The sequence below is a fragment of the Mesorhizobium sp. M0664 genome (assembly GCF_040320565.1).
In the GTDB taxonomy this organism is placed as follows: Bacteria; Pseudomonadota; Alphaproteobacteria; order Rhizobiales; family Rhizobiaceae; genus Mesorhizobium.
This window is the reverse complement of the sequence record NZ_JAMYPW010000027.1, coordinates 1-18387: the sequence shown is the minus strand read 5'-3', so window position 1 is coordinate 18387 and position 18387 is coordinate 1. Positions and strand designations below refer to the sequence as shown.

17 protein-coding genes and 1 pseudogene are annotated in these 18387 nt (G+C 62.0%); 9 read left to right on the top strand and 9 right to left on the bottom strand.

The window, feature by feature from the left end:
- Window positions 1–181 precede the first annotated feature (181 nt).
- From NKI39_RS21830 to NKI39_RS21800, 7 genes are all read right to left on the bottom strand, one after another.
- Window positions 182–1285 (bottom strand): ABC transporter ATP-binding protein, encoded by a 1104-nt coding sequence (locus tag NKI39_RS21830; RefSeq protein WP_352834296.1) that lies wholly within the window; start codon window positions 1283–1285, stop codon window positions 182–184.
- On the bottom strand, window positions 1285–2388 hold the full coding sequence (locus NKI39_RS21825) for an ABC transporter ATP-binding protein (RefSeq protein ID WP_352474867.1): 1104 nt from the start codon (window positions 2386–2388) through the stop codon (window positions 1285–1287). Before NKI39_RS21825 ends, NKI39_RS21830 begins: the two co-directional genes overlap by 1 nt.
- Complete coding sequence (locus NKI39_RS21820; protein ID WP_352474866.1) at window positions 2385–2606, bottom strand: hypothetical protein; 222 nt, start codon at window positions 2604–2606, stop codon at window positions 2385–2387. The genes NKI39_RS21825 and NKI39_RS21820 overlap by 4 nt, the downstream gene beginning before the upstream one ends.
- Window positions 2603–3562, bottom strand: coding sequence for a carbohydrate ABC transporter permease (locus NKI39_RS21815; RefSeq protein WP_292661213.1), 960 nt, complete (start codon window positions 3560–3562; stop codon window positions 2603–2605). The genes NKI39_RS21820 and NKI39_RS21815 overlap by 4 nt, the downstream gene beginning before the upstream one ends.
- Before the next feature lies 1 nt (window position 3563).
- A complete protein-coding gene (locus NKI39_RS21810) occupies window positions 3564–4469 on the bottom strand; it encodes a carbohydrate ABC transporter permease (RefSeq protein WP_254816733.1) in 906 nt (301 codons plus the stop codon).
- Between the two features lie 74 nt (window positions 4470–4543).
- Window positions 4544–5860 carry an ABC transporter substrate-binding protein gene (locus NKI39_RS21805; protein ID WP_352448404.1) on the bottom strand — a complete coding sequence of 439 codons (1317 nt, stop codon included), beginning with the start codon at window positions 5858–5860 and terminating at the stop codon, window positions 4544–4546.
- Window positions 5861–6217: 357 nt separating this feature from the next.
- Window positions 6218–6913, bottom strand: a complete 696-nt coding sequence (locus NKI39_RS21800; protein WP_502895683.1) for a TetR/AcrR family transcriptional regulator — start codon at window positions 6911–6913, stop codon at window positions 6218–6220.
- 109 nt (window positions 6914–7022) lie between these two features.
- On the opposite strand from NKI39_RS21800, the gene NKI39_RS21795 reads away from it, so the two are divergent.
- Genes NKI39_RS21795 through NKI39_RS21785 form a run of 3 tightly spaced genes read left to right on the top strand, consistent with a single transcriptional unit; the run spans window position 7023 to window position 9525 of the window.
- On the top strand, window positions 7023–8219 hold the full coding sequence (locus NKI39_RS21795) for a Tm-1-like ATP-binding domain-containing protein (protein WP_352539466.1): 1197 nt from the start codon (window positions 7023–7025) through the stop codon (window positions 8217–8219).
- A gap of 11 nt (window positions 8220–8230) precedes the next feature.
- Window positions 8231–9070: a phosphoenolpyruvate hydrolase family protein gene (locus NKI39_RS21790; protein WP_352474864.1), complete on the top strand. Its 840-nt coding sequence runs from the start codon at window positions 8231–8233 to the stop codon at window positions 9068–9070.
- A 26-nt stretch (window positions 9071–9096) separates the two neighbouring features.
- Window positions 9097–9525, top strand: a complete 429-nt coding sequence (locus NKI39_RS21785) for a cupin domain-containing protein (RefSeq protein ID WP_352834291.1) — start codon at window positions 9097–9099, stop codon at window positions 9523–9525.
- 30 nt (window positions 9526–9555) lie between these two features.
- On the opposite strand, the gene NKI39_RS21780 is transcribed toward NKI39_RS21785, so the two are convergent.
- On the bottom strand, window positions 9556–10194 hold the full coding sequence (locus NKI39_RS21780) for a DUF4304 domain-containing protein (RefSeq protein WP_352834288.1): 639 nt from the start codon (window positions 10192–10194) through the stop codon (window positions 9556–9558).
- Between the two features lie 62 nt (window positions 10195–10256).
- Window positions 10257–11462 (bottom strand): M24 family metallopeptidase, encoded by a 1206-nt coding sequence (locus NKI39_RS21775; RefSeq protein ID WP_352834285.1) that lies wholly within the window; start codon window positions 11460–11462, stop codon window positions 10257–10259.
- Between the two features lie 366 nt (window positions 11463–11828).
- On the opposite strand from NKI39_RS21775, the gene NKI39_RS21770 reads away from it, so the two are divergent.
- The 6 genes and pseudogenes from NKI39_RS21770 (at window position 11829) to NKI39_RS21745 (ending at window position 17653) form a co-directional block, all read left to right on the top strand.
- Window positions 11829–13439 carry an ABC transporter substrate-binding protein gene (locus NKI39_RS21770; RefSeq protein WP_352834282.1) on the top strand — a complete coding sequence of 537 codons (1611 nt, stop codon included), beginning with the start codon at window positions 11829–11831 and terminating at the stop codon, window positions 13437–13439.
- Window positions 13440–13726: 287 nt separating this feature from the next.
- Window positions 13727–14713, top strand: coding sequence for an ABC transporter permease (locus tag NKI39_RS21765; protein WP_352834279.1), 987 nt, complete (start codon window positions 13727–13729; stop codon window positions 14711–14713).
- The gene (locus NKI39_RS21760) at window positions 14710–15540 is read left to right on the top strand and encodes an ABC transporter permease (protein ID WP_352448411.1); all 831 of its coding nucleotides are present in this window, start codon (window positions 14710–14712) and stop codon (window positions 15538–15540) included. The genes NKI39_RS21765 and NKI39_RS21760 overlap by 4 nt, the downstream gene beginning before the upstream one ends.
- Complete coding sequence (locus tag NKI39_RS21755; RefSeq protein ID WP_352834276.1) at window positions 15537–16364, top strand: ABC transporter ATP-binding protein; 828 nt, start codon at window positions 15537–15539, stop codon at window positions 16362–16364. The genes NKI39_RS21760 and NKI39_RS21755 overlap by 4 nt, the downstream gene beginning before the upstream one ends.
- A pseudogene (locus NKI39_RS21750) lies at window positions 16361–17150 on the top strand (ATP-binding cassette domain-containing protein). The gene NKI39_RS21755 and the pseudogene NKI39_RS21750 overlap by 4 nt, the downstream one beginning before the upstream one ends.
- Window positions 17147–17653 carry an L-2-amino-thiazoline-4-carboxylic acid hydrolase gene (locus tag NKI39_RS21745; RefSeq protein WP_352474855.1) on the top strand — a complete coding sequence of 169 codons (507 nt, stop codon included), beginning with the start codon at window positions 17147–17149 and terminating at the stop codon, window positions 17651–17653. The pseudogene NKI39_RS21750 and the gene NKI39_RS21745 overlap by 4 nt, the downstream one beginning before the upstream one ends.
- The last annotated feature ends 734 nt before the right edge of the window (window positions 17654–18387 follow it).

Below are 18387 nucleotides of genomic sequence, written 5' to 3'. Positions count from 1 at the left end.
CCTATTCGACAAATCGGAGCATCCGCATCCCCCGTATGGGGGATGACGGGAAGACTCGAGCATTTAGCAGCCAAGGGAATCACTCGACGTCGCACAAATGCGGCTAAAACACATGGTTTAGAGCGGTATGCACGGCTCGATTTGAACGCATCCGTTCTAGCTGCAGCAAAGAGGCTTGTACTTAGCCGGCGTGACGCAGGCTTATTCCGCTGCCCTTGTCGAACAGCACCACCTTGTCCGGGTTCCAGGCAAAGCGCACCGGCTGCTCTATCTGCACGTCGGTCCTGGCCGGCACGGTGGCGCGCAGCATGGTGTCGCCGACCCGCAGCGTCAGGATCTTTTCGACGCCATGGTTCTCGACATCGTGGACCCGCGCCTCGACCGGCGCGCCGGTCTCGAGATAGACGTCTTCAGGGCGAATTCCGAAGACGAGCGGGCGACCGTCGGTCGCCGCGCCCGTCTTTAGCCCCCCCGAAGTCTTGGCACCCCCCGAAAACGGCAATTCGAAATTCAGCGGTGCCATCACCGCACGTCCGTTGACAAGCTTGCCGTCGATGAGGTTCATCGGCGGCGAGCCGACGAAGCTTGCCACGTAGGTGTCGCGCGGATTGTTGTAGATCTCGTACGGCGTGCCGGTCTGGACGATGCGGCCATGGTTGAGCACGCCGACCTTGTCACCCATCGACATCGCCTCGATCTGATCGTGCGTCACGAACAGGAAGGTGGCGCCAAGCTGCATCTGCAGGTTCTTCAATTCGATGCGCAGCGCTTCGCGCAATTTGGCGTCGAGCGCCGACAACGGCTCATCCATCAGGAATACCCTCGGCTTGCGCACGATGGCGCGGCCGATCGAGACGCGCTGCATCTCGCCGCCTGAAAGCCGGTCGGTCTTGCGGTCGAGTAGATGCTCGATCCGCAGCGTCCTGGCGGCGCGGTCGACGCGATCCTTGATCTCGGCATCGGGCAGCCGGCGGATTTTCGGCTTCAGCGGAAATTCGAGGTTTTGGCGTACGGTATAGCGCGGGTAGAGTGAATATTGCTGCAGCACCAGCGCCACGTCGCGCTCCGCCGCGCCCCAATCGGCGACATCGACGCCGTCGATCAAGACCTGACCTTCGCTCGGTTTTTCCAGGCCGGCAATCATGCGCAGCGTCGTCGTCTTGCCGGCGCCGGTCTCGCCGAGCAGGACGAAGAACTCGCCATCGGCGATGTCGAGATCGAGCCCGGTCAAGGCGGTGTGGTTGCCGAATTTCTTCGAGATGTTCTTGAGCTGGATGTGGGCCATCAGAGTCTCACTCCCAGCGATTTGCCGCTCGCCGTGTCGAAGAAATGCGCCTGGCCGGGATCGATTCTGACGAAGACTCTTTCGCCGGGGCCGCCGATGAAGCCGCTCTTGGTGCGCGCACGCAGCATCTTGGAGCCGACCTTGAGGTCGACGATGTCGAAGGAGCCGAGCGGCTCGACGATCTGCGTCTCCACCGGCAAGAACCCTTCGGCTGCTTCGCGGCGGACGAGGACGCCTTCCGGCCGGATGCCGAGCGCGAGTTGGCCGCCGGCATGGCCGTTGAGCTTCGACAGCAAGGCGCGCGGGAATTCGAAACCGGCGGCCGCATCGCCGACGGTGACCGAGGCCGACGAGGCTTTCTCGGTCACCGAAGCGTCGGCGACGTTCATCACCGGGCTGCCTACAAATTGCGCGACGAAAAGGTTCGCCGGATGCGAATAGACCTCGTCCGGCGAGCCAACCTGCTGCAGCACACCTTCATGCATGATGACGATGCGGTCGGCGAGGCTCATCGCCTCGATCTGGTCGTGGGTGACGTAGATGCTGGTCGAGCCCTGCTTGATGTGCAGCCGCTTGATCTCGGCCCGCATCTCCTCGCGCAGCTTGGCATCGAGCGCCCCGATCGGCTCGTCCATCAGCATCGCCTTCGGCCGCCGCACCAAGGCTCGGCCGATCGCCACGCGCTGCATGTCGCCGCCCGACAGCGCCGACGGTTTCTTGGCGAGGAGATCGCTGATCTGCAGCGTCTTGGCGACCGAGCGCACCTCGCTGTCGATCTCGGCCTTGCTCTTGCGCGTCGCCCTGAGCGGAAAGGCGATGTTCTCATAGACGCTCATATGCGGATAGAGCGAGAACGACTGGAAGACCATGGCGATATCGCGATCGGCGGCCTTGAGGTGCTGGACCGGCTTGCCGTCGATGAGGATGTCGCCGCCGTCGATCGTCTCCAGCCCGGCAATCGCCCTGAGCGTCGTCGTCTTCCCGCAGCCCGACTGGCCGAGCAGCACGATGAACTCGTTGTCGTCGATCTTCAGGTTGAGGTCCTTTATGACCTGCACGGCGCCGAAATATTTCTGGACGCCTCGAAGCTCGATCTGGGTCAATGCTGTGCCCCCGGATTTGCCCCTTGCCCGGTGCCGGCCTTCTCCTCCGGCGCGATCTTGGAGGTGATGTTGAAGCCGATCAGGCCGATCAGGATGATGGTCACGCCATAGCTGTGCAGCAGCATGTTCCACGGCTGGCAGAGCGCGATGATACCGAGCACCATCAGCACCTGGCTGCCCGGTTCGAGATATTTCTGGTTGATCTCGCGAAAGCTCATTTGCGGATCGCTCCAAACGACATGCCGCGCAACAGGTGATTACGGAGCAGGAAGGTGAAGATCGCGACCGGCAGCAGGAACAGGAAGGTTCCGGCGGCAATCACCGTCCAGTCCGGCAGGCCGGAACCGACCTGGCTGGGGATGAAGGGCGGTGCTGTCTGGGCACGGCGGCTGGTCATGATCAGTGCGAAGGCATATTCGTTCCACGCCGTGATAAAGCAGAACACGGCGGTGGCGGCGATGCCGGTGGCGGCCTCGGGCAGCACGATCTTGAAGAAGGCCTCCATACGCGTATAGCCGTCGACGAGGGCCGCCTCCTCATACTCCTTGGGGATCTCGTCCATGAAGCCTTTCATCAGCCACACCGAGAAGGACAGGTTGAAGGCGGTGTAAAGGATGATCAAGCCGATATGGGAATCGTTGAGGCCGACCGCCCGGTACATCAGGAACATCGGAATGGCGACGACCACCGGCGGCAGCATGCGTGTCGACAGGATGAAGAACAGTAGGTCCGCCTCGCCTTTTACCTTGAAGCGCGAGAACCCATAGGCGGTGAAGGTGCCCATGCCGACGGCCAGGACGGTCGAGGTTATGGCAACGATCAGTGAATTCATGAAACGGCTCGGATAGCCCGACCACTGCACCTGGCCCTTGCCGTCGCGCACAATCTTTTCGCCCCCATTGAAGACGACTCGCTCCCACCACGGCGCAGCCGCGTACTCCTCCGGCGACGGCGGGCTGCGCAACTGCGAACGCTTGGTGAACAACTTGACGAAGGGCGATATCTCCGGCTGGAAAACCACCGTCGGCGGAATGGTGGTGGCGAGGTTGCGCGGCTTGAACGCCGTCGAGGCGATCCAGTAGATCGGCGCCAGGAAGATGATCGTCACCAGCAGGACAGCGACGATGGCGACCCGGTTGAAGGTGATTTCGGAAGAAGTGCGGACTGCGGCCATCTCAGCGCTCCTTCACCTTGTTGAGGTATTTGACATAGATGTTGGTGATCGCCAGCACCATGATCAGCACGATGTAGGCGAGCGCGCAGGAACGCCCGGTCTGCCATTCCTGGAACGCCATCTTGTAGAGCCGGATCGAGATCAGCTCGGCCGTCGGCTGGCTGGTCAGGATGTAGGCGAGGTCGAAGGTCTTGAACGCCTCCATGGTGCGGAAGATGACCGCGATCATCAGGATCGGCGCAACCAGCGGCAGCGTTATGCGGAAGAAGGTGTAGAACGGCCCGGCCCTGTCGATCGCGGCTGCCTCGTAGAGATGCTTGGGCACGGCCGACAGGCCGGCCAGCGACAACAGCATGACGAAGGGCGACCACATCCAGATGTCGGTCAGCGCGACCGCATAGAGCGCCATTTTCGGATTCGACAGCCATTCGAAGGTGCCGAGGCCCAGCGCATAATTGATGATGCCGAAGGACGGATCGTAGAGCAGCTTCCAGAACAGGCCGACGACGGCCATCGACAGCATCATCGGCAACAACAGGAGCGTCGTCAGCAGGCCCTTGAGCGGAATGTCGCGATTGAGCAGCATGGCCACGCCGAAGCCGACGAGCAGCTGGCCGGCGACCGAGATGATGACGTATTTTGCGGTGATGGCGAAGTTGGACCAGACATAGGGATCGCTGAGCAGGTCGCGATAGTTTTGCAGCCCGACGAAATTCGCCGCCGCGCTGGTCGAGGCGCGGAAATCGGTGAACGAATAGCCCAGCGAATAGATCAGCGGGAAGATGTTGAAGACGATCAGAAACAGGATCGTCGGGATGATGAAGAGATTGCGGATCGAAATGTCGCTTAGACCGCGAGCGGCGGCCCGCGAGGACCTGTCCAGCGTGGTGATCATCGTGGTCGCCAAGACTCTGCTCCCGGTTCAAAAATCAGAAAAAGAAACGGAGGAGGCACGAACGCCCCCTCCGTGAAACTTCATACTTATTGGCCGCGGCCGTATTTCTTGAAGGTCGCGTTCCAGTCGGCTGCCAGTGCGTCCAGCGTCTCCTTGGCGGTGCCTTCGCCGCCGATCATGTAAGGATAGATGCGCTGGTTAAGCTGCTGCAGCAGTTCCGCGTATTCCGGAACCGCCCAGAAGTCCTTGACCTTGAACATGGTCTCGTAGAACGCCTTGTTGTAGGGCGTGGCGTTCTGGAATTCGGGCGACTTGAGCACGGCGGCACTGCAGGTGTAGCCGCCAAGCGCTGCCCATTTCTTCTGGGTCTCGTCCTTGATGAACCATTCCAGGAACTTCGTCGCCTCTTCCTGCTTCTGCGAGTAGGAAACGATGGAGATGCCCTGACCGCCGAGTGCGGCGAACTGGTCGCCGCCAGGTCCGGCTGGATTGGCGAAGAAGCCGGTGTTCTTGGCGTTCGGATTCGACGCCTCGTTGATCAACGAGGGGAAGAACGCGAAGTAGTTCATGCTCATCGCGGCCAGGTTTTCAGTGATCGCCTGGTTGTCCTCGACGAAGAACGACTTGGCCCAGCCCGGAGGCGTGAACTTGTAGAGTTCCTTGTAGGCGTCGAGCGCCGCGATCGCCTTGTCGGAGTTGATGAAGCCATCGACCTTGTAGGTCTTATAGTCACCCAGCTCGCCGCCGAAGGAGAACAGCGCGTTTTCGAAGCCCATCGCCATCGCGTCATAGGAATTGTCGGTGTAGATGGCGATGCCGTATTTTTTCTGGTCCGGCCGGTAGAAGAATTCGGCGATGTCGCGTAGCGCCTTGAAATCCTTCGGCACGTCGAGATCGTAGCCATACTTGGCCTTGAAGGCTTCCTTTTCCTTGGGGTCTTCGAACCAGTCCTTGCGATAGGACCAGCCGACGGCGTCGCCTTCGAGCGGAATGGCCCAGTACTTGCTGCTGCCGCCCGGATATTCGGCATAGTATTTCACCGTGGCCGGTGCCATCACTTCACCGACCTTGTGCTTGTTGAAGAAGTCGGTCAGGTCGACATAGTGGCCACCGGTCGAGCCAGCACCAAGCCATTGCGAGTCGCCGACGACCATATCGTAGGCGTCGCCATGGGCGTTGAACTCGGTGAAGGCCTTGGTCTGGAAGTCGGGCCACGGTGTGGTTTCCACCGTGATCTTGACGCCGGTTTCCTTCTCGTACTCGTTGCCGAGTTCCTGCAGGTAATTGGCCGGATCCCATTCCGCCCAGAAGATTGTAAGTTCCTTTTCCTGCGCGTAGACGGACGTTCCGCAGGCGAGCACTAGGCCGATACCAGCAAGCAAGCTGGTCATTGTCTTGCGCATAATGATTTCCTCCCTTGTGCGCATTCTACCGTTCATGAGAACCGGCATCGAGGCCGGCCCTGGTAGTCCTCCCGTGACGGCACCGTTTCGGTCTGTGAGCCTCCTCGCTCGACGGAAACGGATCTCAGCCTTCACCTTTGATCCGCTTTATTTGTCCTGATCTGGTATTACCAATTTAAGAGGAACGTCAAGCCCTTTCTTGGACGGTGGCGGACACGCAGACAAGTTGGCTTCTGCGATATCTGCCTGTTTTCCCTGAATTTTCCTACTCCTTGATACATGAATGCCTTACTTGGGCCGCTGCATCGCTAGTAGCATGAATAGCCAGCTTGAAAATCTGGTCGAACCAGATTGGCGTCATCTCACGGCGGTCGTCGGCGCGATCCCATCTCCTTCAATCATCGATTCGGTCATAGCCGCGCGCACAAGAGCGCCGGCCGCCCATTGCGCAACCGACATCATACTGCGGCTATCCAATCCCCATATATCCTTTAAAACGATCAGCACCTCAACACCGAAGATCAATGACAGCGCCTGCGCGAGCCGCTTGAATTCGCGCGGCGGCAACCGGCCTTTGAGTGGCGCGATCGCATCTTTCAAAAGATCGACGCGATGGCCGCGCGTGAAGGCAGGTTCGCCGTCAAGCGTGCCTGCCTGTCGCTGCGCCCACTGGTCGAGCGACAGTTTCAGCGCCGCCTTGAACGTCGCTTCGAAGACCTCGATGCGCGGCATGGCGGTCTCGAACAGCTCGGCGACCCGGCGCTCGGGATCGGCAGAGCTCGATTTCCACGTAAGGATCGGCCCAAGCCCCTCATCGACCACCGCCTGCACCAACGCCGCTTGGCTCGGAAAATACCGATAGGCGGTGGCGCGCGAGACCTCCGCTGCCTCCGCCACCTCGCTGACGGAGGGCGTGGCGCCCGCCTGCATCAGCTTTGTCGCCGTCTCAAGCATGAGACGCCTGGTGCGCGCGCGGGCCCCGCGCTCTACTTGGGGGTTCGGCCCTTGGCTGGCACCGTTGTCCATTGCCGCTTGTTGACGTGAGACATTCATGTCAATACGATACGCGTGTCTCAAAAAATTGCAATGGCCCTTCGCGCCGTCGAACGGCCGGGCAAAAAGGGGCCGCAGCGCCGAGCACGCCCAAGACCGGGGAAACGCGATGAAGCGCATCTATGTGGTGGGCACCGCCGACACCAAGGGCGAGGAACTCGCATTTCTGGCCGATGCGGTCGCGGCTACCGGCGCTTCGATTGCCCGTGTCGACATCGGAACACGCGGCGCGACCGTGCCGGTCGATGTTTCGGCAGACGAGGTCGCCAGCCACCATTCCGAGGGTCGCAATGCCGTGCTCGGCGTCGACGATCGCGGCACCGCGGTGGCGGCGATGGCTGCCGCCTTTGCCCGGTTTGTCCAGTCGCGCAACGATATTGCCGGGATTATCGGCATTGGCGGCGGTGGCGGCACCTCGATCATCACCGCAGGCATGCGCACGCTGCCGCTCGGTCTGCCCAAGATCATGGTTTCGACGTTGGCCTCGGGTGACACCGCGCCTTATGTCGACGTCTCTGACATCGTCATGATGCCGTCGGTGACCGACATGGCCGGCCTCAACCGGCTTTCGCGTGTCGTGCTGCACAATGCCGCCCAGGCGATATCAGGCATGGCGACAAAGCCGGCGCCGCCGCCCGACGGCAAACCGTCCGTCGGCCTCACCATGTTCGGCGTCACCACGCCATGCGTGACCGCGATCGCCGATGAGCTTCGTTCGACTTATGACTGCATGGTCTTTCATGCCACCGGCACCGGCGGCCGCACCATGGAAAAATTGGCCGACAGCGGCCTGTTGTCCGGCGTCATCGACATCACAACGACCGAAGTCTGCGACTTGCTGTTTGGCGGCGTGCTGCCGGCGACCGAGGATCGCTTTGGCGCCATCGCCCGCACCGGGCTGCCTTATGTCGGCTCGGTCGGCGCGCTCGACATGGTCAATTTCTGGGCGCCGCCGACAATTCCGGAACGCTATCGCGGCCGGCTGTTCTATGAGCACAATCCAAACGTCACACTGATGCGCACCACTGCCGACGAAAGCAGAACGATCGGCGAATGGATCGGTACAAGGCTGAGCCTCTGCCAGGGTCCGGTTCGTTTCCTCATTCCGGAGAAAGGCGTGTCGGCGCTCGACATTGAAGGCGGCGCCTTCTTCGACCCTGAAGCCGATGCCGCTTTGTTCGAGGCGATCGAGCGTACCATCAAACCCGCCAAAACGCGGCGCGTGCTGCGTTTGCCGCTTCATATCAACGACCCCGAATTCGCCTGGGCTGCCACAACGGCCTTCCTCGACATCGCCAGACAGTGAGACACCAAGACATGGCCGCCATACCGCGCAAGAAAATCCTGGAGAAATTCCGCAAGATGATCGCGGACGGCGTGCCGATCGTCGGCGGCGGTGCCGGCACCGGCCTGTCGGCCAAGGCAGAGGAAGCCGGCGGCATCGACCTGATCATCATCTACAATTCGGGCCGCTACCGCATGGCCGGGCGCGGCTCGGCCGCCGGCCTGCTCGCCTATGGCAACGCCAACGAGATCGTCAAGGAAATGGCCTACGAAGTGCTGCCGGTAGTGAAGAAGACGCCGGTGCTGGCCGGCGTCAACGGCACCGATCCCTTCGTCATCATGCCGCTGCTTTTGGCCGAGTTGAAGACGATGGGTTTTTCCGGTGTGCAGAACTTTCCGACTATCGGCCTGTTCGACGGCCAGATGCGGCAGAGTTTTGAAGAAACCGGCATGGGCTTCGGGCTCGAGGTCGACATGATCGCCGAGGCTCACAAACTCGACCTGTTGACCACGCCCTATGTCTTCAACGCAGACGAGGCGCGCGCCATGACAACAGCTGGCGCCGACATCGTCGTCGCCCATATGGGGGTGACCACCGGCGGCTCGATTGGCGCGACATCGGCTAAATCGCTGGACGACTGTGTGAGCGAGATCGACGCCATCGCCAAAGCGGCACGCTCAGTGCGCGAGGATATGATCCTGCTTTGCCATGGCGGGCCGATCTCGATGCCGGACGACGCCAGATATGTTCTCGAGCGCTGCAAGGGCCTGCACGGGTTCTATGGCGCCAGTTCGATGGAGCGGCTGCCGGCGGAAGCCTCAATCGCCAGGCAGACGGCGGATTTCAAGGCGGTCACGTTCGGCGCTGCGTAGAGACCAGCAAACAGAAGGGTGGAACGATGACGGAGAACAGCAAGGTATTCGTATATCCAAAAGACGTCAGCGCCTTCGGCTTCGACTGGGGCAGGCTGTCGCTGACGGTCGCTCCCGAAGTGAACGGCGCAAAGCGATTTTCCGGTGGTGTCGTCGACCTACCGTCAGGCAAAGGCCATACGCGTCATAACCATCCGGGTGCGGAGGAGATCATCTTTGTCATCTCAGGCAATGGCGAGCAGATGGTCGAAGACGAGAAAGGCAACCCGGTCGTCGAGAAAGTCGGCCCCGGCTGCACCATCTATGTGCCGGAAAGCCGCTTCCACTCGACGCTCAATACCGGCGATGCGGCCATGCAGCTTTTCGTCGTCTATTCGCCGGCAGGGCCGGAACTGGCATTGCGGGAGTTGCCGGATTTCAGGTTGATCCGCCGGGCAGATAATGTCACAGGCTGAGGCCAATCTTCATCGCACGAGCGACCCTTGCTAGGTTGTTAGTATCGCTTCCCAGAGCGAGCCTATCCGGCAAAGTGGGGACATCGCGCTCTGATCGGAAAGCATCCGGCGAAGGTAAGCGCGCCACCCAATAGGACAAACAGTTTTCCGCTGCCTCCGGACCAAGCTGCCAGAGTACAAATCGAACAGCATTTCAGGGAACATGAAGCCCGGAACTTCAGAACATGCGACCTGTTCGGCTAGTTTGCGCGGAACGTCGAAACGTTCGAAGAGCGGCAGGACAGTCGTTTGGATGTTGGCAACGATGTTCGCGATTTCAGCCTGGCGGGTATGCGGGTTTGCGATGTTCCATGTCCGCCAATGATGCGGGGTTCGCAAATTGCCAAGCTGTCCACCGGCGACCCAATCGCTGACACTGGCGGGCCAAGCGCTTCGCTCGTCCCACTCCTTTATTGCCTTGCTGTAGACCGACGCATGCACGACGAGTTCGACGTACTCGCCGCCGACGTTCAGATAGTTTGATTGAAAGGAGATTTTGAATGCCCAGTCGCCGGCCCGACGACTCGCATGAGGACCGCTTTTCGCAAAGCGGAACCCAATCGGTTCGAACTCCATGGAGATCTGCTCGCACCCGTCGATAAAGACCTGCTTGGGCAGTTCGCGTTCCATATCGGCAAATGCTCGCTGGTGTGACCAATTGTTTGCTCGAACGAGGTAATCTCAAGAACGGGCTAGGTACCAGCGCCTAAGCCGCCCCCGCCCCTGTTCCAGCCCCGGCCCCGATCGCCGAACATGACGTAGCCGGCATCGGTCACCGCCACCGTGTCCTCCAGCTTGATGAAGCCGCGCGTCGGGTGGAGCATGGTCGTCTCGACCGAAAGCACCATGTTCTTCTCCAGCGGCTTTGCGGCATAGGTGCCTTCATATGTCACCGGATGGTTGGTCATCAGGAACGGCGCTTCATGCGTGATCAGCCCCATGCCATGCGCGAAAAAATCAGTATAGGCCGCAACCTTGGATTTCTTCAGAACGCCTTCGGCATGAGAAATCATGTCACCGCCCAGCGTGCCCGCCTTGACCTTGGAGAAGGCCGCCTGCTGCACTGTCTCGATCTCGGCCAGCAGATCCTCGAGTTCGGCGTCAGGGTCGCCCAGCACGCCCATGCGGCAAAGATCGCCGATATAGCCGTGGTAGTTGCCGCCGGAATCGATCGACATCACTTCGCCCCGTTTCCACGCCTGCGGCGAGGCTGCGCGGTTGTGGCTGGAGCCTAGCGTTAACAGGCAATATTCGAAATGCGCGCCGCGATTGGTTTCCTCGCGCCTGAGATGTTCGATGATCTCGCTCTTTGTCGTGCCTTCGCGTGCCCAGCCGATGGTCGCCAGCATGGAATCGGTGATCAGCTCCGAAGCGATGCGCAGCTTTTCCAGCTCCGCCTCGGTTTTGATTGCCCGCATGCGCTCCAGCATATCAGTCGCATCGATCAGCTTGGCATCCGGCAGCGCGTTGCGGATCAGCATATAGGCGTCGGACGGCAGGAAGGCGGGCTCGATGCCGATGCGGGCATTGCCCTTGGTGATCTTTCGCAAATGCTCGACCGCCAGATTGGCGGCATCGAGCGTACCCCAGCAGGCGGCATGCAGTGTCGGCGTCCAGAACGGATGATTCTGGTGCTCGCCGCCTTCCATGCGGTTGCCGATATAGGCGGCATGCTCCGGCCCACCTTTCTCATAGACAACGACAGGCAGATAACGGCTGTGGCCGATTGCATCCATGGCGGCGAAGAAGATGAACTTGTAGCCGCCAAGCAGATATTGCGTGTTGTGCTTGGAGGTGGCGAGCAGCACGTCGATGCCGGCCTCCTCCATCAGCCCGTCCACCCTGGCCTGGTCGAACGGCACGCTGCCGACGGCATTCTTGCCTGGGGCAATGTTCATGTCTCTCTCCCTGAAATCCCTTAGCCGGCCGCTCGCCGGCACCGGCTTTTCCGGCTCTGAACCTCGGCTATGCTTAAATGTGCATCATTTTGCCCGATCTGGTCCAGCCAGAACGGGCGAACCAGCCCCAAAAGCTGCTCCACCTGCTGCACTTTACTCCAGTCTGGTCCTGCTAGAACCGCGCGTCGAACCGTTTTCTGTACAACTGGTCCAGCGGACGGAAATTTCAAAGCCACGTAGAGATGCGCCAATTCCGTCTTTGGCGAAACCCCGCACAAGGCCCATAATCAGCTTTGCAGGATGCTTACGAGCGTCCGAGGGGTACGGCGGACCCGGCTGGGTCCGCGGAGAGGACGGAGTTCGATCATGCCAGAGTTCACCATTTCCAGACGTACAATGCTGGCCGGTTCGGCGTTGCTGTTGGCCTCCACCGCCATGCCGACGATCGGCTCGGCGCAGACGCCGAGAAAGGGTGGACGACTGGTTGTCGCCGCCGATTCCGAGCCGCGCAATCTCAATCCGGCGATTGTCGCCTCGAACGGCGTCTTCTTCATCTCGAGCAAGATCGTGGAAACCTTGGCCGAGGCCTCCTTCGGCGGCAAGGACGGGCTCGATCCGCGCCTGGCGCTCAGCTGGGAAGGTGCCGCCGACGGCATGGCGGTGACGTTCAAACTGCGCGAGGGCGTCAAATGGCATGATGGGAAGCCATTCACCTCAGCCGATGTCGCCTTCTCGGCGCTGCAGGTCTGGAAGCCGCTGCAGAATCTCGGCCGCACCGTGTTCAAGGATCTGGAGGCCGTCGACACGCCGGACGAAACCACCGCCGTGTTCAAATTCGCCAAGCCGACACCGTTCCAGCTGATCCGCAACGCCTTGCCGGCGCTGAGCAGCGTGGTGCCCAAGCACATCTACGAGACCGGAAAGATCGAGGACAACCCGGCCAACAACGCCCCGGTCGGCACCGGACCGTTCAAATTTGCCGAACACAAGCCCGGCGAATATTACCGGCTGGAGAAGAACACCGACTATTGGGGCAAGGACGAGCCCTATCTCGACGAGATCATCTATCAGGTGCTGCCGGACCGCACGTCGGCGGCCAGCGCCCTGGAAGCCGAAGAGATCCAGCTCGCCGCCTTCTCCGCCGTGCCCCTGGCCGATCTCGACCGCATCTCCAAAGTGCCCGGTCTCAAGGTGATCACCAAGGGTTATGAAGGGCTGACCTACCAGCTCGTCGTCGAGATCAATCATCGCCGCAAGGAGCTGGCCGACCTGAAAGTACGCCAGGCGATCGCTCACGCCATCGACAAGGATTTCGCCGTCAAGACGGTATTCCTTGGCTATGCCGCCACCGCCACTGGCCCGGTGCCGAAAAACGACCCGCAATTCTACACCGCCGACGTGCCGACCTACGCCTTCGACGTTGCCAAGGCCAACGCCTTGCTTGACGAGGCCGGCTACAGCCGGGGCGATGACGGCAAGCGCTTTTCACTGAGATTGCTGCCGGCGCCTTACTTCAACGAAACCAAGCAGTTCGGCGACTATCTGCGCCAGGCGCTCGCCGTCATTGGCATCGACGCCCAGCTGGTCAACAACGACTCTGCCGCGCACATCAAGGCGGTTTACACCGACCACGCCTTCGACCTTGCGGTCGGGCCGCCGGTGTTCCGCGGCGATCCGGCGATCTCGACCACCATCCTGGTGCAGAGCGGTATTCCCGACGGCGTGCCCTTCTCCAACCAGGGTGGCTACAAGAATGCCGATCTCGACGCCCTGATCGCCAAGGCATCGGAGACGCTCGACACCGCCGCCCGCACCGAACTCTACAAGGAGTTCCAGAGAAAAGTTGCCGCCGACCTGCCGCTGATCAACGTCGCCGAATGGAGTTTCATCAGCGTCGCCCGCGATACGGTCAACAACATCGCTAACAACCCGCGCTGGGCAGTATCGAACTGGGCGGACACTTGGCTCGCGGGGTAAGGAAGTCTCTCCAGACTTGCGTGCCGCTTGTGTGGGTGCTCAGCTTCAGCGATGAGAGCTTTTTCGCGCCCCCCTCTGTCCTGCCCTCTTTGCCACCACTTGGCATCTCCCCCACGAGCGGGGAGATCGGCTGTCATTGTCGCTTTCGCCAATCTCCAGCGTTGCAAGACGGCCGGCATCGCCGAAACTGCCAATCTCCCTCCTTGTGGGGGAGATGTCCGGCAGGACAGAGGGGGGCGCCGTAAAGCGCGGCACCGAAGACTTGGCTCTCCTATCGGCGTTGCGCCATGACCCGCGCCGTCATCCTCCTTCGCCGCCGTCTCGTCGGCAGCATCTTCGTGCTGCTGATTGTCGTCATCGGCACGTTCCTGTTGCTCGAAGCCGCTCCCGGCGACGCGGTCGATGCCTACATCGTCTCGACCGGAGGCGACGCCGGCATGATCGAGCTGTTGCGTCACCGCTGGGGGCTCGACCAGTCGGAGCTGACACGGCTCGCCAATTACCTTTGGGCGCTGCTGCATCTCGATCTCGGCCAATCGGTCAGCTTTTCGCGGCCGATCCGCGATGTCATCCTCGAGCGCCTGCCCAACACGCTGCTGTTGATGGGGAGCGCCACGGCGCTCTCCTTCGGCCTCGGCTCGGCTCTCGGCATCTATGCCGGCGCCAGACCCGGCAGCTTCCGCGATCGCTTCCTGTCCATCGGTTCGCTGGCGCTCTATGCCGTGCCGGGCTTCTGGCTCGGGCTTGTGCTGATCATTGTCTTCGCCGTCGACCTGCGCTGGTTTCCGATCGGCGGCATCGAGAGTATCGCCTCGGCCAAGAGCGGCCTCGATCGCGCCGCCGACATCGCCCGCCATCTCGTCCTGCCGGTTTCGGCGCTCGGCTTCATTTATCTCGCGCTCTATCTGCGCATGATGCGCGCCGGCATGGCCGAGGTGTGGCGGCAGGACTTTGTGCTGGCCGCCCGTGCCAGGGGACTTTCCCGCCGTCGCATCGTGCTCGCTCACGTCGCCCGTAACGCGCTGTTGCCGCTGGTCACCATGTTCGGCCTGCAGTCGGCGCAAATGCTGGGCGGCAGCGTCGTCATCGAGAGCGTCTTTTCCGTCCCCGGCCTCGGCCGGCTGGCGCAGGAAGCGGTGGCCGCGCGGGATACCCCACTACTGCTCGGCATTATTCTCACCAGCGCTGTCCTGGTCGTCATCATCAACCTTCTCGTCGACATCGCCTACGCCTTCCTCGATCCGCGCGTCGGCGCCAGTGAGGCCGGCGCGTGAGCCCGCTTCGCCGCTTTCTCCGGACCCCGGAAGCGATCGCCGGCGCGGTCATCCTGGCGGCGCTGTTTGCCGTGGCGCTTGCCGCACCTTTGTTCTTTCCCGGCGATCCGCAGGCGATTGCCGGGCCGGCGTTGCTGCCGCCGTTCCAGGACTGGTCGTTGCCACTCGGCACCGACCGCCTCGGCCGCAACGTGCTTGCCGAGCTTTTCCACGGCGCCCGCACCTCGCTGGCGGTCGGGCTGGCAGCAGCCGCCGCCGCCCTTGCCGTCGGTGCCGTGATCGGCACGTTGGCCGGCTTTGCCGGCGGTCTTGTCGACGAGATGCTGATGCGCATCACCGACGCTTTCCAGACCGTCCCAGCCTTTCTGCTGGCTTTGGCTTTCGTCAGCATCGTCGGGCCGTCGCTCGGCGTCATCGTCGCTGCGATCGCGCTGGGCGCCTGGACCGGACCGGCACGCGTGGCGCGCGCCGAAGTGCTGTCGATCCGCGAGCGCGATTTTGTTGCCGGCGCCCGCGTCATCGGCATGCATCCGCTGGAGATCGCCTTTCGCGAGGTGCTCCCCAATGCGCTGCCGCCGGTAATGGCTTTGTCGTCGGTGATCGTCGCCGCGGCGATTCTCACCGAAGCGGCATTGTCCTTCCTCGGCCTTGGCGACCCCAACCGCGTAACCTGGGGCGGCATGATCGCCGAAGGCCGCGCCGTGCTGCGCACCGCGCCCTTCCTGTCGATCATTCCGGGCGTAGCGCTCGTGCTGACCGTGCTCGGCGTCTATCTCACCGGCGAAGGCGTCGTCGAGACCACGGCGATGAGGAGGAGCCTGTCGTGACGGCGCTTGCTTCGATTCGCAGTCTGACGGTGACCTATCGCCGCGACGGCGCCGAGGTGGCGGCGCTAAAGAATGTCAGCCTCGACATCCCCGCCGGCGAGCGCTTTGCCATCATCGGCGAGAGCGGTTCCGGCAAGAGCACGCTGGCGCTAGCCATTGCCGGGCTGCTGCCGGCCAGCGCCAGGATCGAAGGCCGTATCGATTGGCTCTTGCGCCCGCCACCAATGTTTGGTGCCAAGGCACCTGCCGGTCTTCGCGACCATGCTCCAATCGGTGGCCGTGACATCGGCTTTATTTTCCAGGACCCATCCGCAAGTCTCGATCCGGTGATGCCAATAGGCAAGCAGATCGCGGAAGTCGCCTACACCCATCTCGGCCTCAGTTGGCGAGACGCCTATGCCAAGGCAAAAACCCTGCTCGAACGGGTCCGTCTGCCCGACCCCGATGTCGCTTTGCTTGCCTTTCCACATCAGCTCTCCGGCGGCCAGAAGCAGCGCGTGGCGATCGCCGCAGCGATTGCGGCCGGGCCGAAACTGCTGGTCGCCGACGAGGCGACCAGTGCGCTGGACACCATCGTGCAGGCCGAGATTGTCGGGCTGATCCGGCGACTGGTGGCCGAGGACGGTATGACGCTGCTGTTCATCAGCCACGACATTGCGCTGGCCGCTGAGCTTGCAGAGCGCATAGCGGTGTTCCGGCATGGCGAGCTGCTCGAGCTCGATTCGACAGCCCAAATCGTCAATGCGCCGCGTCACGCATACACTCGTGTGCTGCTTGACGCTCATCTCGGCTTCGACGCCGAGCCGCTGTTGCGGCGAACATGACCAGTCCGCTGCTCGCCGTTTCCGGCCTGACCAAACGATACAGTCGCGGCGGCAAGACCATCGCCGCGGTCGACGACGTTTCCTTCCACATCGACCCCGGCGAGACGCTGGCGCTGGCCGGACCTTCCGGCAGCGGCAAGTCGACAAGCTCGTCTAGTGCTCCGGCTCGTCGAATTCGATACCGGCAGTATCGAATTTGAAGGCAGCGATTTCCTGTCGCTGAACGGCGCTGCCTTGCGCGGCCGGCGCGCCCGTCTTCAGATGGTGTTTCAGGATCCGCTCGCCGCCTTGAACCCACGCGCCACAGTCGCGCGTGTGCTCGACGACCCTCTGCGCATCCATCACATTGCCTCCGGCCCCGAGCGCCCGCGCCGAATTGCAGCTCTGCTGGAACGCGTCGGCCTCAGCCCCGGTCTCGCCGGCCGCGCCATTCACGAGATTTCCGGCGGCCAACGCCAGCGCGTTGCAATCGCCCGCGCCATTGCCACGAAACCGTCGCTGATCGTGCTCGACGAGGCCGTGTCGGCGCTCGACGTTTCGGTTCGCGCGCAGATCCTGCAACTGCTGCTCGATCTTCAACGCGAGGAGCGCATCGCCTATCTGTTCATTTCGCACGATCTCGGCGTCGTCCGTGCCATCGCCCACCGCATGGCCATTCTGGACGCCGGGCGAATTGCCGAGAGCGGCGATGCCCGCAGCGTCATCGACGCGCCGCAATCCGCGATCGGCAAGGCGCTGGTGGCGGCAGCGCCAAGACTGTCAAGGATCGAACAGGACGCATCATGACCGACGCCGAAGCCCGAGCCGAAAAACTGTCGCGCGAACTCGATTCCGCCTTCCGCAACCGTGCCGATCTCTATCGTCTGTTGCTCGACGAGCTGACCGCGGAAGTTGGCGCGGAAAAGGCTGAGGCGATCATGATCCGCACCATCGAACGGCGAGGCAGGGAGGTTGCGGCGGCGGCCTTCGCCGATTTCGGCCCCAACGACGCACCGGCGATCGGCGAGGCGTTCCTGGCCGTCAGCCCGGATGGCGGCCGCATGTATCCGACCGATGTCGAACGCGGCCCGGACCGCATCGCCTTCAGGGTCAGGCGCTGCCCGCTGAAGGACGCCTGGGTCGAAGCCGGCATCGATGACGAGAAGCTCGCCACGCTCTGCCGCATCGCCGGCGCCTTCGATCGCGGCCTGTTCGAGGCCACCGGAGTGCGCTTCGACAACGTCACCTGGACGGCGGGCCACGGTTCCGGCTGCTGCCACATCGCCTTGACCAACCGCGATGCCGGTTAGAGCTGCAGCTCGAGCCATGTCGGGCGAAGAAGTAGAGTTCCGTTCCGTTGGGCAGCACGGAGCCAAACACCCCGGCGCCATAAGGCAAGCGGGGATTTTGACGTGTGCATTGCAAGGAATTCGTGCGGACAGTATCTGCCTCGGTGTCCCGCTGTGTCGGCTTCGTTGCTAAGTGTCCGGGTTGCTAAGTGTCCGGCCGGAGACGTCTTTGTGGGTTCATGGTTGTGGCCTCGAGCCACGGCAATCAAATCAATCCGAGATTCTGTCGGATTGCGGCATCCTTGTTCGTCTTCTGTAGGGGAGTTCCTGGAGGTGAACTATGAGCGAATTGCCGGTGGTCAAAACGCGACGCAAAGGCAAGACGCTTACGCAGAGCATGCTGATCCCAACCGAGAAAATGGTCGCTGACGAACTCCGGGCTGCAGGACCTGGCCACTTTTCGGACCTTGCAGAGTTACGACGTAAGCTCGCGGCAAAATACGGAGCAGACGCCTGCTGCCCAGTGACTGTGCGGCGGCACCTGGTGCATATCAGTCAAGACGGCAGCGCGCCCTTTTGGCGCGTCGTAAATCCCGATCGGCCATTCGCCCGACGTATGAGAGGTGGATCGGAGCACATACGCGAAAAATTGGCCGCGGAATGCTAAAGTGTACGCATCCGGTGAAGACCGCAGACGTGCGCATCCGGCAGCCAGGAGAACCTGAGCACCGGAGTGCTGGGGTCAAGCTTTCTTT

What these genes read in the sequence shown, in the direction of transcription:
- NKI39_RS21790 (WP_352474864.1), top strand. Translation starts at nt 8,231, where the DNA reads ATGGCCGCCATACCGCGCAAGAAAATCCTGGAGAAATTCCGCAAGATG.
- NKI39_RS21780 (WP_352834288.1), bottom strand. Translation starts at nt 10,194, where the DNA reads ATGGAACGCGAACTGCCCAAGCAGGTCTTTATCGACGGGTGCGAGCAG.
- NKI39_RS21830 (WP_352834296.1), bottom strand. Translation starts at nt 1,285, where the DNA reads ATGGCCCACATCCAGCTCAAGAACATCTCGAAGAAATTCGGCAACCAC.
- NKI39_RS21745 (WP_352474855.1), top strand. Translation starts at nt 17,147, where the DNA reads ATGACCGACGCCGAAGCCCGAGCCGAAAAACTGTCGCGCGAACTCGAT.
- NKI39_RS21805 (WP_352448404.1), bottom strand. Translation starts at nt 5,860, where the DNA reads ATGCGCAAGACAATGACCAGCTTGCTTGCTGGTATCGGCCTAGTGCTC.
- NKI39_RS21775 (WP_352834285.1), bottom strand. Translation starts at nt 11,462, where the DNA reads ATGAACATTGCCCCAGGCAAGAATGCCGTCGGCAGCGTGCCGTTCGAC.
- NKI39_RS21820 (WP_352474866.1), bottom strand. Translation starts at nt 2,606, where the DNA reads ATGAGCTTTCGCGAGATCAACCAGAAATATCTCGAACCGGGCAGCCAG.
- NKI39_RS21795 (WP_352539466.1), top strand. Translation starts at nt 7,023, where the DNA reads ATGAAGCGCATCTATGTGGTGGGCACCGCCGACACCAAGGGCGAGGAA.
- NKI39_RS21765 (WP_352834279.1), top strand. Translation starts at nt 13,727, where the DNA reads ATGACCCGCGCCGTCATCCTCCTTCGCCGCCGTCTCGTCGGCAGCATC.
- NKI39_RS21770 (WP_352834282.1), top strand. Translation starts at nt 11,829, where the DNA reads ATGCCAGAGTTCACCATTTCCAGACGTACAATGCTGGCCGGTTCGGCG.
- NKI39_RS21815 (WP_292661213.1), bottom strand. Translation starts at nt 3,562, where the DNA reads ATGGCCGCAGTCCGCACTTCTTCCGAAATCACCTTCAACCGGGTCGCC.
- NKI39_RS21785 (WP_352834291.1), top strand. Translation starts at nt 9,097, where the DNA reads ATGACGGAGAACAGCAAGGTATTCGTATATCCAAAAGACGTCAGCGCC.
- NKI39_RS21800 (WP_502895683.1), bottom strand. Translation starts at nt 6,913, where the DNA reads ATGAATGTCTCACGTCAACAAGCGGCAATGGACAACGGTGCCAGCCAA.